Consider the following 17,127-nt stretch of genomic DNA (forward strand, 5'->3'; position numbering starts at 1 on the left):
AGAGATATTGTTATGAATTAGAAACAAATATCCCCGGTGTTTTTGTGGCATCGGTTGTTTTTTCGGGAGTAAAGCGAGGTGTTATTATTTGTATAAATTACATAGTTCTGCTGGAACTAGGATGAATAAAACGTTGCAAATATATAAACAAATACAATACAAACAAATTTTAACCTGGGTTTTTGCAATTTATTTAATAAATACCAAAATGTATTATCAAAGTACGACCTTAATGGGGAGATATTATTGAAATTATTCACTCGTGTATCCCTATATATGCCTTAAAAATCCTAGTTCCAGCAGAACTCTGTTGCTTTTTGTTCTTGTAAAATTGATTGATAAAAATTTATTACTGGTTAGGGTGTGATAATATCAAGTTTGATGTGATGATATTTTTAGATCTAAAATGTTGATAAATGAACAATTAATTATTTAAATTCATGAAAAAACTGTTATGTTTATCGAATGCAAATAATGCTACGCTCCTGAAAATCCCAAAACAAGCAGGCATTATCACCAGCATTTTACTGGCTTTTTCTCCGGTAATGAGTGCTAACGGAAATCCGGTAGCAGAGCCGGAAATTGTGGTACAGGTTTCTCAGCAATCTTCGACAGTAAAAGGTGTTGTAGAGGATGATATGGGTCCTGTAGTAGGAGCAACGGTAGTTGTGAAAGGAACTACGAACGGTACGGTAACCGATATGGACGGCAACTTTTCTTTACCCGGGGTGAAAGAGGGTAGCATATTGGTCGTTTCGTATGTCGGTTATCTCTCTCAGGAAATTACTTACACCGGACAATCTTCTCTCCGGATTCAGCTGAAAGAAGACTCGAAACAGCTGGATGAAGTGGTAGTTGTGGGGTATGGCTCACAGAAAAAAGTGAATCTGACAGGATCTGTCAGTACGGTAGATTCCAAGGTCCTTGAATCTCGTCCGGTGCAGAATGTATCGCAGGCACTTCAAGGCGTTATCCCCGGTTTGAATATGTCGGTAGGCAGTAGCGGAGGTATGCTGGATGGATCACTGAATATTAATATCCGTGGCGGAGGTACGATCGGTCAGGGATCGAGCGGAAGTCCGTTGGTACTGGTTGATGGTATCGAAGGGGATATGAATACCGTGAATCCGAATGATATTGAAAATATCAGTGTCTTGAAGGATGCAGCCTCGTCTTCCATCTATGGAGCACGTGCCTCATTCGGTGTGATCCTTATTACGACCAAAAGCGGTAAATCCGGTAAGACCCGAGTGAATTACTCGGGCAACGTACGTTTCTCCGATGCTGTCCAAGTGCCGGAGATGGTCGATTCTTATTCATTTGCCCAATATTGGAATAGGGCAAATACGAATGGGGGAGGAAATCCGATATTCAATGACGACGCCATGAAAAACATCAAGGATTATATGGACGGTAAGTTCACCGACCCTACCAAACCTGAATACTATGGTACTGTTGCCGGATCTGATGGTAAATGGAATAACTATGGAGGCGCTTTTGCCAACACGGATTGGTTTTCCGAGTTCTATCGTGACTGGGTGCCTTCTACGGAACATAATCTTAGCCTGAGTGGTGGTACTGATAAGTTGACCTATATGCTCAGTGGCAGTTTCCTTGACCAGACCGGTTTGCTAAAGCATGGCGATGACAAGTTCAACCGTTATACAATGAATGCAAAGATTTCGGCAAAACTGGCCGACTGGGTCACTGTAAACTACACCGGCAAATGGACGCGCGAAGATTATCATCGCCCGACCTATCTGACGGGCTTGTTCTTCCATAATATTGCACGCCGCTGGCCGACCTGCCCGGTTGTCGATCCGAACGGGCATTATCAGCGGGATATGGAAATTGTCCAGCTGGAAGACGGAGGAAAGCAAACCAGCCAGAAGAACTGGTATACCCAGCAGTTGCAGGCTATTTTCGAACCTGTTAAAGACTGGCGTATCGTTGCTGAAGGCAGTATGCGTTCTTACTACCGTAAACAGAGTTGGGCGGTATTGCCTATTTATGCGTACGATGCCAAAAATGAACCGTATCTTCTTTCCTGGAACGGTGGTGCAGCCGGCTACTCGGAAGTATCGGATTCACGTGAGGATGAGGACTACTTCTCTACCAATATTTATTCGGATTATACCAAATCGCTGGGCAATCATAACTTTAAAGTAATGGCCGGTTTCAATGCCGAACTTTACCGTCCGAGCGGATTGAATGGCTTCGGTACGGATCTGATCTCTGCGGATGTCCCGTCGCTCGGCCTGACACAGGATAATAAGAAAGCTAGTTCCTGGGCACGTGAACGGGCCATTGCCGGTTTCTTCGGACGTATTAACTACAATTATGCCGACCGTTACATGCTGGAAGCCAATCTGCGTTACGATGGTTCTTCCCGTTTTATCGGCGATCAGCGCTGGGGCCTTTTCCCTTCCTTCTCGGCAGGTTGGAATATAGCTCGCGAAGCATTTTTCGAACCCCTGAACAGTGTAGTCGGAACATTGAAGGTAAGAGCATCCTGGGGACAGCTCGGTAATAACAATACGGACAGTACCGATGCCTGGTATCCGTTCTATCAGAACATGCCGACCGGCACGGCTTCTTCCAGTTGGCTGATAAACGGTACCCAGCAGAATGTGGCCGGCCTTCCGGGCATCGTCAGCAGTCTGATGACCTGGGAGACGATCGAATCATGGAATGTCGGTTTCGACTGGGGATTGTTCGACAATCGCCTGACCGGTTCGTTCGATTATTACAACCGTTATACATATGATATGATCGGGCCGGCTCCTCTGTTGCCTTCCGTTTTGGGTGCCAATGCTCCGCAGATCAACAACTGCGATATGAAGTCGTATGGATGGGAACTGGAAATGTCATGGAGAGACCGTATCCAGAAATTCAACTATGGCGTTCGTCTGGTAGTATCCGACAACTTGCGTAAGATACTCAGGTATCCGAATGAAACAATGGCCCTGAGTACGTATTATAAAGGACAGATCCTGGGGGATATCTGGGGATACCAGACGGTCGGGATCGCACAAAGTCAGGAAGAGATGGACAAACATCTTGCCAACGGCGGTACGCCTAACTGGGGAACAAGCTGGGGACCGGGCGATATCATGTATGCCAATACCGATGGTAAAGATGGTGTAGACAGCGGAGCCAATACGCTCGACGATCATGGGGACATGAAGATCATCGGAAATAACACGCCACGCTATAACTTCGGTCTGACATTGGACGGAGCCTGGAACGGACTCGACTTCTCTATTTTCCTGCAAGGTATCATGAAAAGAGATTATATGCTGGGTGGTCCGTATTTCTGGGGAGCACAAGGCGGCGAATGGCAATCCTGCGCTTTCAGCGAACATATGGATTACTGGCGTCCGGAAGGCGACCCGTTAGGAGCCAACACCGGAGCTTACTATCCGAAACCCTATTTCAATACCGACAAGAACCAGCGTACCCAGACCCGCTATTTGCAAAACGCAGCTTATATACGTTTGAAGAATATGCAGGTCGGATATACCTTACCGAGAATATGGACGCAAAAAGCAGGAATGGAATCGGTGCGTATTTATGTTTCCGGTGACAATTTGCTGACTTTATCTGATATCAGCGGCGTATTCGATCCTGAATTGCTGGGCAGCGACTGGGGAGACGGTAAACTCTATCCTTTGCAGAAAACTATTTCAATCGGTTTAAATGTAAACTTTTAATTCATTGAATGAATATGAGACTAAAATTAAAACATATATATGTCGGCGCATTGATCGGTATGGGCGGATTGGCGATGACATCCTGTAACGACTTTCTGGAACGTGCTCCGATCAGCCAGATAACCCCGGAATCTTATTTCACAACAGTGGATCAGGTGGGTAATTATGTGCTTAACTATTACGATTCCCAGCTCGAAAATTCCAACGGAACCAAGATGTTTCATCAAACGGCCTGGAATTCCGGCGTGCAACGTAATGATGCCAATACCGATAACCTGCTGACGGACGAAGGCAACCTTAATTATTTTGCCGGAAACTGGCAGGTGTCGGCCGGTAAGACCACACAAGGCTTGTTATCCCGTGTCCGTGTATGGAATTATCTGTTTGAAGAGATACTTCCTAAAGAAGAGGCCGGAACGATCCAGGGGGCGAGCGATCTGCTTAGCCATTATATCGGGGAGGCCTATTTTTTCCGTGCATTGAGTTATTACGTAGCCCTTGTGAAATACGGTGATTTCCCGATTGTGGAAGAAGTGCTGCCCGACCAGAGCGACGTGCTTGTCGAACACAGCAAACGAGCACCCCGCAATGAAGTGGCCCGTTTTATCCTGAAAGACCTAGATGAAGCGATCTCCCGTCTTAAAGATCATGGATTTCAGATGAACCAGCGTATCAATAAACAAACAGCGCTGCTGCTGAAATCGAGAGTAGCCCTCTTTGAAGCTACTTTCGAAAAATACCACCAGGGTACGGGCCGTGTACCGGGCGATGCAAACTGGCCGGGAGCTAAGATGGACTATAACAGCGGTAAATCGTTCGATATACCCGGCGAAATAGACTTTTTCCTGACTCAGGCTATGGATGCTGCGTCAGCAGTAGCCGATCAGGCCACGCTGACGGATAATTCCCATGTGATGAACCCCGTTTACGGACAAGTATACGGCTGGAATCCTTATTTCGAAATGTTCAGTACGCCGGATGCGTCAGGGATTAACGAGGTGTTGCTATGGAAGCAGTATAATAAGGGATTGAGCATTTCCCATTGTGTACCTATCCGTTTGCAGGTAGGCGACCGTACCGGAATGACCCGTGCACTGGTTAATACTTTCCTGATGAAGAACGGGCTACCCATTTATGCCGCCGGTTCGGGTTATCATGGAGATGTAACCGTATCGCAGGAGAAAAAAGACCGCGACGAACGCCTGCAATTATTTGTCTGGGGAGAAGAAGACGTACAGCGCAGTGATACGAAAGACCCTACAATAGCCGATACCGGTGTCGTAGTGCATATGGAAAATTTCCGTATCATTTCAGATGCCGAACAAAACCGGGATATCACCGGATACCGTCCGCGCAAAGCTTACACATACGATTACGACCAGAACAGGAATGACGAATTGTTGGGAAGTAACGGTTGTGTTATTTTCAGGGCTACGGAAGCCTATCTGAACTATATGGAAGCATGCTATGAGAAAAACGGTTCGCTCGATGGCAAAGCGCAAGGGTATTGGAAAGCTATCCGCCGCCGTGCCGGTGTTGATGAGGATTTCTCAAAAACCATTGGTGCAACCAATCTGGGCAATGAAAATGACTTGGCTGTTTATTCCGGCGATCAGTTGGTGGATCCGACACTTTATAATATCCGTCGCGAACGTCGTTGCGAATTTAATGGCGAAGGCATGCGTTGGGACGACCTGATCCGGTGGCGTGCCTGGGATCAGTTGCTTACGAAGCCTTATATCATTGAAGGCGTGAACTTCTGGGATGCCGCTTACCTGAAATATACAAAAACTGTAGATGGTGTGGAAGTTTCGGCAGTAGTTGCCGACGGCACGACTGAGGCAAATGTTTCGCGGAAAGAAGATAGTAAGTATTTGCGTCCGCTACGCAGAACCAGTATCAACAACCAGCTTTATGATGGACTGACCTGGCGAAAGGCATTTTACCTCAGTCCGATCGGTTTGCAGGATATGCAGCTTGCCGCCACCAATCCGGAAGATATAAACACCACGGTAATGTATCAGAATCCGTATTGGCCGATGGCGCCTGGTAAAGCACTGGAATAATACTGAATATTTAAAGAGTACATACAGTTAACTGAATTGATGGTTAACAGGGTAGGGGAAGAGAGTTCGGGAGAATATTCTTCCCCTTTTTGATGAATCTCTATTTATTTCGACTTGCCTATGACTTTTGACGTGTTGAGTATCTTAACTATCTAAAGTTTTTCTGTTTTTTTTCTTCATTTATTCATATTGGAGTTACTGTGTTGATGATTAATGGTTTGCAGATGAACATAATGAAGGATATCATCCTGTAGCATCTATATAATTCAAATTTTCTATGTAATAAATGAATAAAGGGAAACTTTCTGTATACCAACAAAAGAGTAAGTCGTGTGTTGTAAGCATTTATCTTATTATTCTTTAGTTGAAAAGTCATGTCCAATTTCTTGTTTGTCATCTGTCGGACGCTTGTTCGACAGATATCAGATAAGCGTCCGACAGGTATCGAACAAGCGTTTGACGAATGACGGACAAGAACGGATACAGCACTTTGGGTCTAAAAGTATATCAGTCCCACCCTACCTATACACTAATAAAGAGATAAGATATACCTTTGGATTTGCCGGTATCCAATGGTTGTTCATGATGAAGTGATAGGGGAGAAATAGGGATGTTTACATCGATTCAATTACAAATTATATCGGATCCTTCATTGTATTCATTTTGTATTCTTTGATTTATAAACTCTATATACTATAGATGAAGGAATGAATACAGAAATCGGAAAAACTTTTATTGAGGAGAGTCTGTAATCGGTTTTGTTTTATTTACTGGTATTAATACACCTCTTATCGTCTTTCAAGAGGAGAAATAGGTACAACTAGTCATATCTACAGATGGTTCACTTCTTGCCAGAATTGAACTAGTTAAGTGTTGTTGCTTGTCCTGAAAGGACTAACTGTGAATAGCCCCCGGTGAAGCCGGGGGATTCAATATCTGCCGGATGATACGTCCCCGAAGGGGGCGAACAACATGCTATGGTTGAACCCCTTTGGGTCTCACCGATTGGGTCCCATTATATTCCCCCGGCTTCACCGGGGGCTATTCACAATTGAACCCTTCGGGTCCACAATGTCGCTAAATGACTCAATCATCCCAAATTGTTCAATATATCCGTTTTACCTTCTTGTACCAGGCGGTAAATCATTTCGCCGAACAAGGTGTTAACCCAGGCGAACCAGGAACGGGTGAACTTCTTTGGATCGTCTTTGTGGAATGATTCGTGCATGAAACCGGTGTCGCCGTCCGTATCACGGAGCATTTTTACACAGTGGCGTATTTCTTCGGTATCGTTAGTCGTGTTGCATCGCATGATGATACTCATCGGCCAGATAAAGTCAAAACCGATGTGCGGACCGCCGATACCTTCGCCTGCCTTGCCTTTATAGAAGTAGGGGTTCAGCGGGCTCAGAACCAGTTTGCGGGTATTCTGGTAGACCGGATCGTTCACATCGACACATCCCAGGTAGGGCATAGCCAGCAAACTGGGGACATTGGCGTCGTCCATGAAAACGTGGTTATAGAAACCGTCTGCTTCGAAGGCATATACCTTTCCGAATTCGGGGTGTTCTACAATACCGTATTTCTCGATGGCGGCAGCTACTTCGTCGGCCAATGAGTCGCACTGGCGGGCAAAGTCGTTATCCTTTTTGATGTCGCGCATCATCTCTGCCAACTGACGGAGTGAAGTGACGGCAAACATATTCGACGGGATCAGGAAACCGAACAAAGTCGCATCATCAGACGGGCGGAAAGAAGAAACGATCAATCCGACAGGGTTTACCGGACTACCGTAACCGTCGTTCAGCAAGGTGTCTCCCTGGCGGTCTGTCTTACGGGAGAAACGATACGGGCCGAGGCTGTCTTTACGCTGCTGCTCGATAAATGTTTTATAAACCGATTTCATCGCTTTCTCCCATTCGGCATCGAAAGGAGAGGTGTCGCCGGTCTTTTTCCAGAAGTGGTAAGCCAGGCGGATGGGGTAACAGAGCGAGTCGATCTCCCATTTGCGTTCGTGAAGTTCCGGTTTCATTTCCGTACGATCGCTTTCCCATTCACTGCCTGTCGGGCCTTCGTTGAAACCGTTGGCGTACGGGTCGATGTTGATACACCAGGTCTGGCGGTTGATAACACCTGCCAGCATTGTCTTTACTTTCGGGTCTTCATTTGCAAAAATGATATGCGGAAAAACCTGTGCGGATGAGTCACGGAGCCACATCGCATGGATATCACCTGTAAGGACGAATGTGTCAGGCTTGCCGTTTACCATTTTATGCTCACAGGTTGTGTCGAGTGTGTTTGGAAAACAGTTCTCAAACATCCAGGCCAGTTTCGGATCTTTCAGTTTGGCTTTTGTCGTCTGGATTGCCTTTTCGACGGCGGCAGAAGTAAACTGGCGTTTTTCCGGTGCCGGACGTTGGCAAGTGTACTGTAATGTGTTAGAAACGAGAGGTGCGCCCGGTGTAGCCGATTCTGCCAAATGAGCAAATGATTTTTGCCCGACCAACAGACCTGCCAGAGACAAACCTCCGGATTTTAGAAAGTTTCTACGTGTAGTCATGGGTTTATATATTTTATTTATTGAATGTTACTTGTTTCAGCAAAAAGTTCGATCATACAGGCATTGTCCAGCAGCCACTTGAACTTTTTGTTATCGGTCCCAGCCCAGTCATTCCCCAGGAATCCGTTTTCGTCGCGGGTATATTCCCAGGCGTAATGGGCATTGTCCGCCATTGTTCTGACATATTTATAATCGTTGTCTACCTCCGCCAAAGCAAGGAGACCGCGTAATAAAATGACATTGAACCATGGATTTGTGGGGTAAAAGTAAGCATCTTTTCCGTTAATCCCTGTACGTTTCCCTAAAAAATGATTGTAAGCGCCTTTTGCAGTGTTCTTTGCGTCTGTCAGATAGGTCTCGTCCGAGGTCGTCTGGTAAAGGAGTACGCCTGCCTGGATCATTTGTCCGCTGTTGTAGGTGAATTTGGCTTTACCGATTGTTTGATCGAGTCCGATGTTATCCCAATATACCGAATCGGCAGGGTCGCACAGGTTCTTCTTTGTCCAGTTATACGTTTCTATGGCCTGGTCGAGGTACTTTTGTTCTTTCGTCAGGTTATACAGTTTCATGCACAAGACGGTTGCCGGGGCATTGGAGCAGGTGTTTTTAGAGGTCTTTTTCTGTTCGCACCAATAGATGCCGCCTCCCAGCGCATCGTCCCATCCGCTGTATATATATTCGTGCAACTCTTTTGCTTTCAGGAGATATTGCTGGTCTTTGGTGAGGGCATACAGATCGCAGAAGTCGATGGCCAGCCAGTCATTATCATCGTAAAAGCGGTCGCTTTCACCATTGAATCTCGGATAGCTTTGATAACAGTGCGGGGTACGTGTATTATCCCAATACAGATCCAGTCCCGGGATAATACGTTTTTCCAGTATTTCCAGGTATTTCTTATCTCCGGTAACGTCATAGAGGGAGATACACCCCGACAGCATACCGGAGTAAGGCCATAGGAAAGAGACTTCCTGGTTCTTTTTCTGTTTACTTCCTTCGGCAAGGTAAGTGACTTGATTTTCCGGGTTTACCGGATAGGTCTCGGAAAGAAGACCGTACTTTTCGACGTTATACTTTGTCAGAATGTTGGTTAATAAGGAATCAGCGATAGCTACATTTCTGTTTTCACCGGGAAGATGTTGTCCGGTGCACGCACAAAAACACAATGCGAGCAGGCAACAATTAAGAATTGATTTAGTATTCATGGTCTACAATAATTGAATTAAGAATGAAAGGTGCAAATATAATATTTTTCTTTAGTTATTGAATAATAAAAGAGGCAGACAAAAAACTAGAAATTGTTTTGAATTTATTGTTTGGTTCCAATATAGAAAGATTTGAGTCATTTAGCGACATTGTGGACCCGAAAGGTTCAATTGTGAATAGCCCCCGGTGAAGCCGGGGGAATATAATGGGACCCAATCGGTGAGACCCGAAGGGGTTCAACCATAGCATGTTGTTCGCCCCCTTCGGGGACGTACCATCCGGCAGATATTGAATCCCCCGGCTTCACCGGGGGCTATTCACAGTTAGTCCTTTCAGGACAAGCAGCGACACTAAAACATTCAAATCTGATAATAAATAAATCAAATAATAAATTCAAAGCAGTTTCTAATCCGACCGGGGAATAGATCAGTGGCGTATTATATCTAATGACGTTAAGATGTTGATGCCATATTTGTTGTCGGGCGAACTCCACCATTCCGTATCTCCGTTGGCACAACGGATGGCATAGCGGTTGTTATATTTCAGGCGTTCGGAGCCATCAGGGATCCATAGACCTAGCCGGTATTTTCCTGTTTCCAGGTTTTTCGGAATAATAAATTGTCCTTTGATGGCATGAAGCAAAGGTTTACACTCCGGATCTTTGGGCTGGTATGGTTGGAAGTCGTGAACGTTCGTCTCCGTCAGAAATTCCGTGATCCGGTCCTGTTCATCGATCAGTACAAAATAAACGGGATGCTCATTGAATAAGGTGGAAAAGCCTCTGTTAATCAGGGAGAGGTCCAGTGAAATTTCTTTTCCGGCTGTCGGGTTGCCGTTTATTTTGAGTTGTTGCAGTTCCAGCCGGTAACCCAGATGATCCCGGATATAATCGAATACGTTTCGTGTAGCCGGACTTCCGTCCTGATTCTTAAAATAATTACCGGAGATAGGCATATGGTTTTCCGACAAGAATGATTCTTCCAGTGGAGTTTCTTTCCAGTACATCATTGAGTATTTGTCTTTAGTTCCTTTCTCCTTGTAATTATGGATGGCACTGAGCGAGGTGTAATGTTGCAGGAAAAGTTGCCTGGCGGTCGCTTTGCCGTCGATAACCCATCCGGCTTCCGGGTTGTCGGGGTCTTCGTTCATGCTCCAGGTGCCCCAGGGGAGCTCTCCGTCTACAACTAAATAAGGACTTTCTTCAACGATCTGGTTGAAGTAGGGAGTCCCTTCGTGCATGCCTCCGTCCCATTGATGAGGTTTTATTACGATAAAATCATCGTGGAAAGAGATTCGGTTGTATGATTGGTCTTCCTTGTTGATCAGGTTTTTATATTCGGGAACTCTTACCTGTACCATTCTGTTCTCCGGAGTCATCCAGACTATCTTTTCCAGGATGGTACGTTTGCTGTCGTTCGTTTTTTCCAGTCCGTGGAATGAACTGTGCCATTCGCCCCATGCACCGATGAATCCGGCTTGAACAACTTGGATGACATCTGTGTTTTGTGCAAGGAATGGCTTCAGTTGTTCCATATGGCGGAGCACATCTTCCAGGGTAGGACCAGTTCCCGCCCTTCCCATAAAGGCGGTTTCATAAGCGAACCGCAACACAGCTTTTTTGCCTGATTCCCTTAGTTTGTTGACATAGGTGTCCATTGTGGCAAAAGCATCCTCCGACAGTTCCTTTCCGGCAAATCCGGTGAGATAAAAATAACTCTGGACCAGGCTGATACTGTCTGATGCATAAATAGCGGACTCTGATTCTAAATGACTGGTTATATCAGGGAATTGTTTAGGATTCCAGACATCTTTCCGACCGGCAATATCGACTGCTATTTCTAACCGTAAACCTCTTTCCGGATTGTACAGACCTTCCTGTCCGGCAGGGTCGTCGGCATAGATGCCGCGGAAGGTGATTGTCTTTGCTTTTTCGTTGCCTTTGTCCGGATTATTTCCGTGTATACTATTAGTAATGGAAAAGAATAACCCTGACAGGATAAGAATAAGGTATTTTTTTTGTTTCATGAGATATGATTTAAGAGAGAATAAGCCCTATACTAATAATATAACTAGTATAAGGCCTATCTGTTTTTATAATTAATCAGTTTTTACCATAAAGGATTTTGAACCAGAAGCCGACTTTTTTGTATTTCATCCTGTGGAATCGGATAAAGGTACATGGCACGTCTCCAGGCACGGTTTTCAAGAACGATGCGGGTAAAGAAAGAATTGTTGGCTCCGATCGGCTGATCTTTATATCCATTCATGTTCATTGAATGGAGAACGCTTTGGTCTGCCTCTTCACCTTCTCCGCAAATCATCCAGCGCCGAATATCGAAATAGTGCTGTCCTTCCATAAATAATTCCACAGTACGTTCGCGTTGAATCATTTTTCGTTGCAGTTCCTGATTGCCGATGATATTCTTTTTACCGGAAGCGGCCAGTTCTTTATATCCGGGAATACCGGCACGTTGTCTTACCAAATCCAGGTATTTGATAATATTGGGATCGTTCGGATCTATTTCATTACAAACTTCTGCATAGTACAGATAAAAGTCTGCCAAACGGAATAGAATGGAAGGACGTGCCCAGGCCTTCAAATAATTCCCGGTAAACAGGATTTGACGGTTTTTGAATTTAGTTGGCAGGTAACCGGTACGAGGGTTATCGGCAGATGAGTTGTCGCAGCCTTCCCCTTTGGCAAATCCGAGTGTGTAATCGGGTCTTCCCACCGGTTGAATATGCCAGCTTTTGCCTTCATATCCTACGCCTGCATAGAAACGAGGTTCGCGGTTGGCATACATATTGAATACATTTGTATCTACCCGCTTGTTTTCGTTACATGGGTTGACAACATCGGTAAAACCATCTTCTTTATACATGCTACCCGGATCATCGATTGTTAACCCGTCTTTAACGAAGAAGGCATCCACTAAATTCTGAGAAACACCAAGGTATCCCCACCCTGTGTAGCAGTCTCTGGGGTTGGTGTTCTGTTCCATTGTCGAACCGTTCCAAAGGTTGTCTCCGGTAGCCCACAATATTTCGTCATTGTAGTTCTGGAATAATTGATAGACCGATTCGTCCGGATTAATGCTTCCATCTGTATTATATACGGTAAACAAAGTGTGTTTGTTTTGTTCCGCATTATTCAACAGATCTTCCAAGCGGCTTTTAGCGGTGAGCCATCTGTTGGCATTGTAAGAAGCAAATAATTTTTTACCGTCGGTATTGGCAACATCCAGTGATTCTTTGTAACCACCATTGAATAGCGGCGAAGCTGCATATACCCAAAGTTTGGCTCTTAATGCTTTAGCTGCGGTCACTGTCGGACGGACAATCTCATTCAGATTGTACCGGTCGTTTCCGGTAGCTGAATGATTCTGGATAATTGATTCAGGCAGGTCGCCGGATTCGATGACTTCTTTTAATAGGTTATCGATGTATTCAACGGTTTCATCCACAGATGCTCTGGCATAATCCAGCCCTTTATCTTCCGGATCGGCTAGTTCATCCAGGATAGGAACCGGGCCATACAGTTCGAAGAGTGAGAAATAACTGTAAGCGATAAGGTATTTTGCTTCAGCTTTCATTCTCTTAACATCTGCTTCTGTTAATTGATATTGGTCGTTAATGTTACCTTTAGGATTTACTCTTTCCAGAAAAATATTAGCATCACGAATATATTGATATAAGTCTTTCCAACGTTGTTGGAATGGCGCATTAGCAGAAGTGAAACCGGATATCATTTCACTCATACCGACACCACTAAGTGTTGTTTCTCCACACATGGATACCCAAACTCCGGAGAATCCATTGGCTTTATTCTTACCGATACTGGAATATTCTGAAATACTGTTAAACAAATTACCATGCCAACGGCGCATGTAGTTGGGGTTATCGAAAACTTCATCTAATGTAAGGTTTTCTGCCACTTCATCCGACACGTCCAGATAATCACTACAACCTGTGAGGGCAAGAGTTAAAAAGCATGCAGAAGCAATTGATGTTATTTTATTTAAGAATTTCATATTTGTTGTTTTTAAAATGTGACTTCTAATCCAAGAGAATATGTGCTACAGATAGGATATTTGGCACCAGAATTTGCACTACCTAATTCAGGGTCCCAGAATTTGATGTTATCCCAAACTGCCACATTGTTCCCTTGCAAATAAACTCTCAAATTTTTCATACGGAGCTGCTTGAGTATTTTATCATTGAATTGATAACCGATTTCGATGTTCTTCAGTCGAAGGAAGCCTGCATTGCGATACCACCAGGTGCTCTTCTCCGTATTATGGCTGAAGTTGCTGGTATGCAAACGTGGGAAAAAGACATCTTGATTGTATGGATTCTCAGCTAACCAACGGTCTGAAATTTCTGTCCGGCCCGAACCATTATCAACCCCTTGTGTGAATGGAAGCAGGGCATAATTGTTTGCTAACATATTGGCAGATGTATGTGCTGTTCCTTGGAAGAAGACACCAACGAAGAATCCTTTCCATTCAGCATTTATTCCGAATCCATAGACAATTTCCGGTGTCGGTTGATAGTATTTATGATCATAAGTACGGTCATAAGAGTCGATGACACCATCATTATTCAAGTCTTTATATTTGATATCACCAGGTGCAACATTAGCTGCGGGGGTGGGTAGACCGTCTTTCAATTTATAAGTCTGACCGCCGTATTCGTTTGTTGTAATATTGAAATCATCCGGAGTATAAAGTCCTTCCGCAATATACAGTAATGGTTTGTCGATGGAATTTCCTGTATATGTCTGATAACCGTATTTCTGAGGGATTTCGTCTCGTTCAAGGATCTTATTTTTTGCGTAAGTCAAGTTACCACGCGCAGAGAGATCTACATTTCCTACTTTCTGTTTCAGTATAAGATTGGCGTCGACTCCCTGATTTCTAACAATACCGAAATTCTGGTATGGCTTTACCCGGAGACCGGAAACGTTTGAAACGGTTTCTCTTTGCAATAAGATATCGCTACGACGGTTATAGAAATAATCGGCACTGAAGTCGACACGTCCTCTGAATAATCCTAGGTCGATACCAGTATTCAGTTTCTTTTCAATTTCCCATGACAGGTTAGGCATGGCGAAGCTACCTTCTGCAATCCCATTGCCAGGAGAGTTCCCTTTACCGCCATTGGCTCCTGGTGTTAGTCCGAAACTGTAACTATTAAGACCTGTATTAATATTTTCTCTGTATGGGAAACGTGTATCTTCACCAATATTATCATTTCCGGTTATACCGTAAGAAACTCTCAATTTCAGTTTGCTGATATAATCTTCCGCTCCTCTCATGAACTTTTCATGGCTGACAAACCAAGCTGCACCTACGGCAGGGAAAATCCCCCATCTATGGCCTTGTGCAAAGTTTTCACTACCGGTCATACCCATACTGGCTTCCAGCATATATCGGTCATCGTATCCGTAAGTTGTACGGGCAACCACACTTTGCTTGCGATATGGTAAGAGTTGCAAACCATCTTTATTCTGATATTGCGTTTCTTTTTGCATGTACAATACCATACCGGTTACATCGTGTATTTTATTGAAGGAACGTTGATAATTCAAAGAGGCTTCCAAATAGATTTTTTTCGTTCCGTCACGACCGGATATGGCGGGATTGCTCAGAGCGGAACTTTCTTTGATTGTTTTCTTATTGAGTGTTCCGTCTTCATTTCTGCCTAACGCATAAAAGGTTTGCGGAGTTTTTGATCTTTTCATGGTTGAATAGAAGTCGGCATCAAAGCTAACAGACCCCTTCACAGATAATCCTTCTGTGATGAATTTTAGGTCTTGCTTCAACGTTACTTTGGTTTGTAAGAAAGCACTCCATGTTTTACTGTATCCACTATTGTTTAACATGTTGTATGGCTGATATTCAACACCCCATCCGGGAGCCCCGTGATCAGTGGCCGTACCGTCGGAATAGTACATCGGAATAACATGTACAGGGAAGTGGCTGATATAATTGAAGATTTCATCCGAAGTATATCCCGGTTGATTTTTCTTCAAGTACTGTCCACTCATATCGATAGAAAGTTGAGTCGTTTTTGTCAGGTCCATATCCACGTTGGAACGCAAGTTGAAACGTTGTAATCCGATATTGGCATTGTAATCCTCTTTGGGAGTAGAATCGAAGATACCGTCTTCTGAATAGTAAGCTCCGGAAGCGAAAAAGCGTACTTTCTCGGAACCACCTCTGAAGTTTACCGTATATCTTTGGCTTTGTGTATGATCCTGAAGCAAATCATACCAGTTTACAGAAGGATATAAATCCCTGTCTACACCGGTTCTGTATTTTTCAAGTGTTTCGTCGGTAAATTGAGGATTGAAATACTCTTTGTTCGGATTGCCCTGGTCATTCCATAATGCTTCATTATATAATGACAGATAATCATAAGAATTTAATGTTTCAGGCATGCGTGTCGGACTGACAATACTGTATTGTGCACTGAAGTTGACAGATGTCTTTTGGGCTTTACCGCGTTTGGAAGTAATCAATACAACACCATTCGCACCTTCTGCACCATAAACGGCAGTAGCGGCAGCATCCTTTAAAACGGTGAAACTCTCGATTTCGTCTACGTCGATATCGTCCATACTTCTGGGAACACCGTCTACTAATACTAAAGCAGATGTACCGCCGGCATATGAGCTCTGTCCGCGAATATAGAATGCAGCTGCATCGTTACCCGGCTCACCGCTTCTCTGTACGGCAATTACACCGGCAATTTGTCCGGCCAACGTGTTACGCAGGTTACGTTGTTTTACATTTAACTCAGCCGGTCCGATCGTGTTCAATGAAGAAACTACGCTCTCTTTTTTCTGTTGGCCGTAACCGATTACAACCACGTCTTCTAGACCTACGGAGGCTTCCATCATGCGAATGTTGATGTTAGCTTCGCCTTTGTAGGTTTTTTCTTCCGTATTAAATCCGATATATCGGAACTCAATAACGTCACCTTCGTTGACGTTATTGAGTATATATTTACCATCTATATCAGTCGTAACACCGTGGGTGGTACCTTTGATAGTAACTGTTGCCCCGATAACCGGATTACCATCAGCATCAGTCAATAAACCGGTAACGGTTTTTTTTTGCTGGTTGGTACTTAGTACTCCGGTGTTTTCTTTTGTCTGTGATTTTTTGACAATGATCTGTCGACCTTTTATGGAATAGGTGTCGTTTGTTCCGGCAAAGATTTCATGAAGAATTGTCTGAACCGGTTGATCGTTCAGGTCTATGGATACTTTTCTGTCCAGATCGATTTTGGTACCCTGGTAGATAAAAATGAATTCACTGTTCTTTTCGATATAGGAAAATACATCCCGTACCGTTTTGTTGTTCATTTTTACAGTTAAATAAACTTGTGCCGAATAATTTTCGGTTAAATTTGCTGCTGTTTCTGCTGCAGTGCATAATAAACAGCCACTTAAACAAATACTTTTTAGATAATTAAATCTTTTAGATTTGATACTCTTTTGTTTTTTCATACATTTGTGTGTATTTTTTAGTAACGAACTAGATTAATACTTTCCTGAGCCAGGCAATATGACGGTATT

The 17,127-nt window shown here is 44.1% G+C and carries 7 protein-coding genes; 2 read left to right on the plus strand and 5 right to left on the minus strand.

What is annotated here, in order from left to right; all coding sequences use genetic code 11:
• Nucleotides 1-440 precede the first annotated feature (440 nt).
• Nucleotides 441-3,713 carry a SusC/RagA family TonB-linked outer membrane protein gene (locus NBH14_RS10780; protein ID WP_186958492.1) on the plus strand — a complete coding sequence of 1,091 codons (3,273 nt, stop codon included), beginning with the start codon at nucleotides 441-443 and terminating at the stop codon, nucleotides 3,711-3,713.
• A 14-nt stretch (nucleotides 3,714-3,727) separates the two neighbouring features.
• A complete protein-coding gene (locus NBH14_RS10785; RefSeq protein ID WP_186958491.1) occupies nucleotides 3,728-5,779 on the plus strand; it encodes a RagB/SusD family nutrient uptake outer membrane protein in 2,052 nt (683 codons plus the stop codon).
• A 1,090-nt stretch (nucleotides 5,780-6,869) separates the two neighbouring features.
• On the opposite strand, the gene NBH14_RS10790 is transcribed toward NBH14_RS10785, so the two are convergent.
• The 5 genes from NBH14_RS10790 to NBH14_RS10810 all read right to left on the minus strand — a co-directional run bounded on the left by NBH14_RS10790 (nucleotide 6,870) and on the right by NBH14_RS10810 (nucleotide 17,058).
• Nucleotides 6,870-8,339: a glycoside hydrolase family 125 protein gene (locus NBH14_RS10790; RefSeq protein ID WP_128133137.1), complete on the minus strand. Its 1,470-nt coding sequence runs from the start codon at nucleotides 8,337-8,339 to the stop codon at nucleotides 6,870-6,872.
• Between the two features lie 17 nt (nucleotides 8,340-8,356).
• Nucleotides 8,357-9,541: a glycoside hydrolase family 76 protein gene (locus NBH14_RS10795; protein ID WP_186958490.1), complete on the minus strand. Its 1,185-nt coding sequence runs from the start codon at nucleotides 9,539-9,541 to the stop codon at nucleotides 8,357-8,359.
• 427 nt (nucleotides 9,542-9,968) lie between these two features.
• Nucleotides 9,969-11,567 carry a DUF4874 domain-containing protein gene (locus tag NBH14_RS10800; protein ID WP_186958489.1) on the minus strand — a complete coding sequence of 533 codons (1,599 nt, stop codon included), beginning with the start codon at nucleotides 11,565-11,567 and terminating at the stop codon, nucleotides 9,969-9,971.
• A gap of 83 nt (nucleotides 11,568-11,650) precedes the next feature.
• Entirely contained in the window at nucleotides 11,651-13,573 is a 1,923-nt protein-coding gene (locus tag NBH14_RS10805) for a RagB/SusD family nutrient uptake outer membrane protein (RefSeq protein WP_186958488.1), read from the minus strand.
• An 11-nt stretch (nucleotides 13,574-13,584) separates the two neighbouring features.
• The gene (locus NBH14_RS10810; RefSeq protein ID WP_250817424.1) at nucleotides 13,585-17,058 is read right to left on the minus strand and encodes a TonB-dependent receptor; all 3,474 of its coding nucleotides are present in this window, start codon (nucleotides 17,056-17,058) and stop codon (nucleotides 13,585-13,587) included.
• Nucleotides 17,059-17,127: the final 69 nt, after the last annotated feature.

This window comes from Parabacteroides caecihominis (assembly GCF_023656785.1).
Lineage (GTDB): Bacteria > Bacteroidota > Bacteroidia > Bacteroidales > Tannerellaceae > Parabacteroides > Parabacteroides segnis.

What these genes read in the sequence shown, in the direction of transcription:
- NBH14_RS10780 (WP_186958492.1), top strand. Translation starts at nt 441, where the DNA reads ATGAAAAAACTGTTATGTTTATCGAATGCAAATAATGCTACGCTCCTG.
- NBH14_RS10785 (WP_186958491.1), top strand. Translation starts at nt 3,728, where the DNA reads ATGAGACTAAAATTAAAACATATATATGTCGGCGCATTGATCGGTATG.
- NBH14_RS10790 (WP_128133137.1), bottom strand. Translation starts at nt 8,339, where the DNA reads ATGACTACACGTAGAAACTTTCTAAAATCCGGAGGTTTGTCTCTGGCA.
- NBH14_RS10795 (WP_186958490.1), bottom strand. Translation starts at nt 9,541, where the DNA reads ATGAATACTAAATCAATTCTTAATTGTTGCCTGCTCGCATTGTGTTTT.
- NBH14_RS10800 (WP_186958489.1), bottom strand. Translation starts at nt 11,567, where the DNA reads ATGAAACAAAAAAAATACCTTATTCTTATCCTGTCAGGGTTATTCTTT.
- NBH14_RS10805 (WP_186958488.1), bottom strand. Translation starts at nt 13,573, where the DNA reads ATGAAATTCTTAAATAAAATAACATCAATTGCTTCTGCATGCTTTTTA.
- NBH14_RS10810 (WP_250817424.1), bottom strand. Translation starts at nt 17,058, where the DNA reads ATGAAAAAACAAAAGAGTATCAAATCTAAAAGATTTAATTATCTAAAA.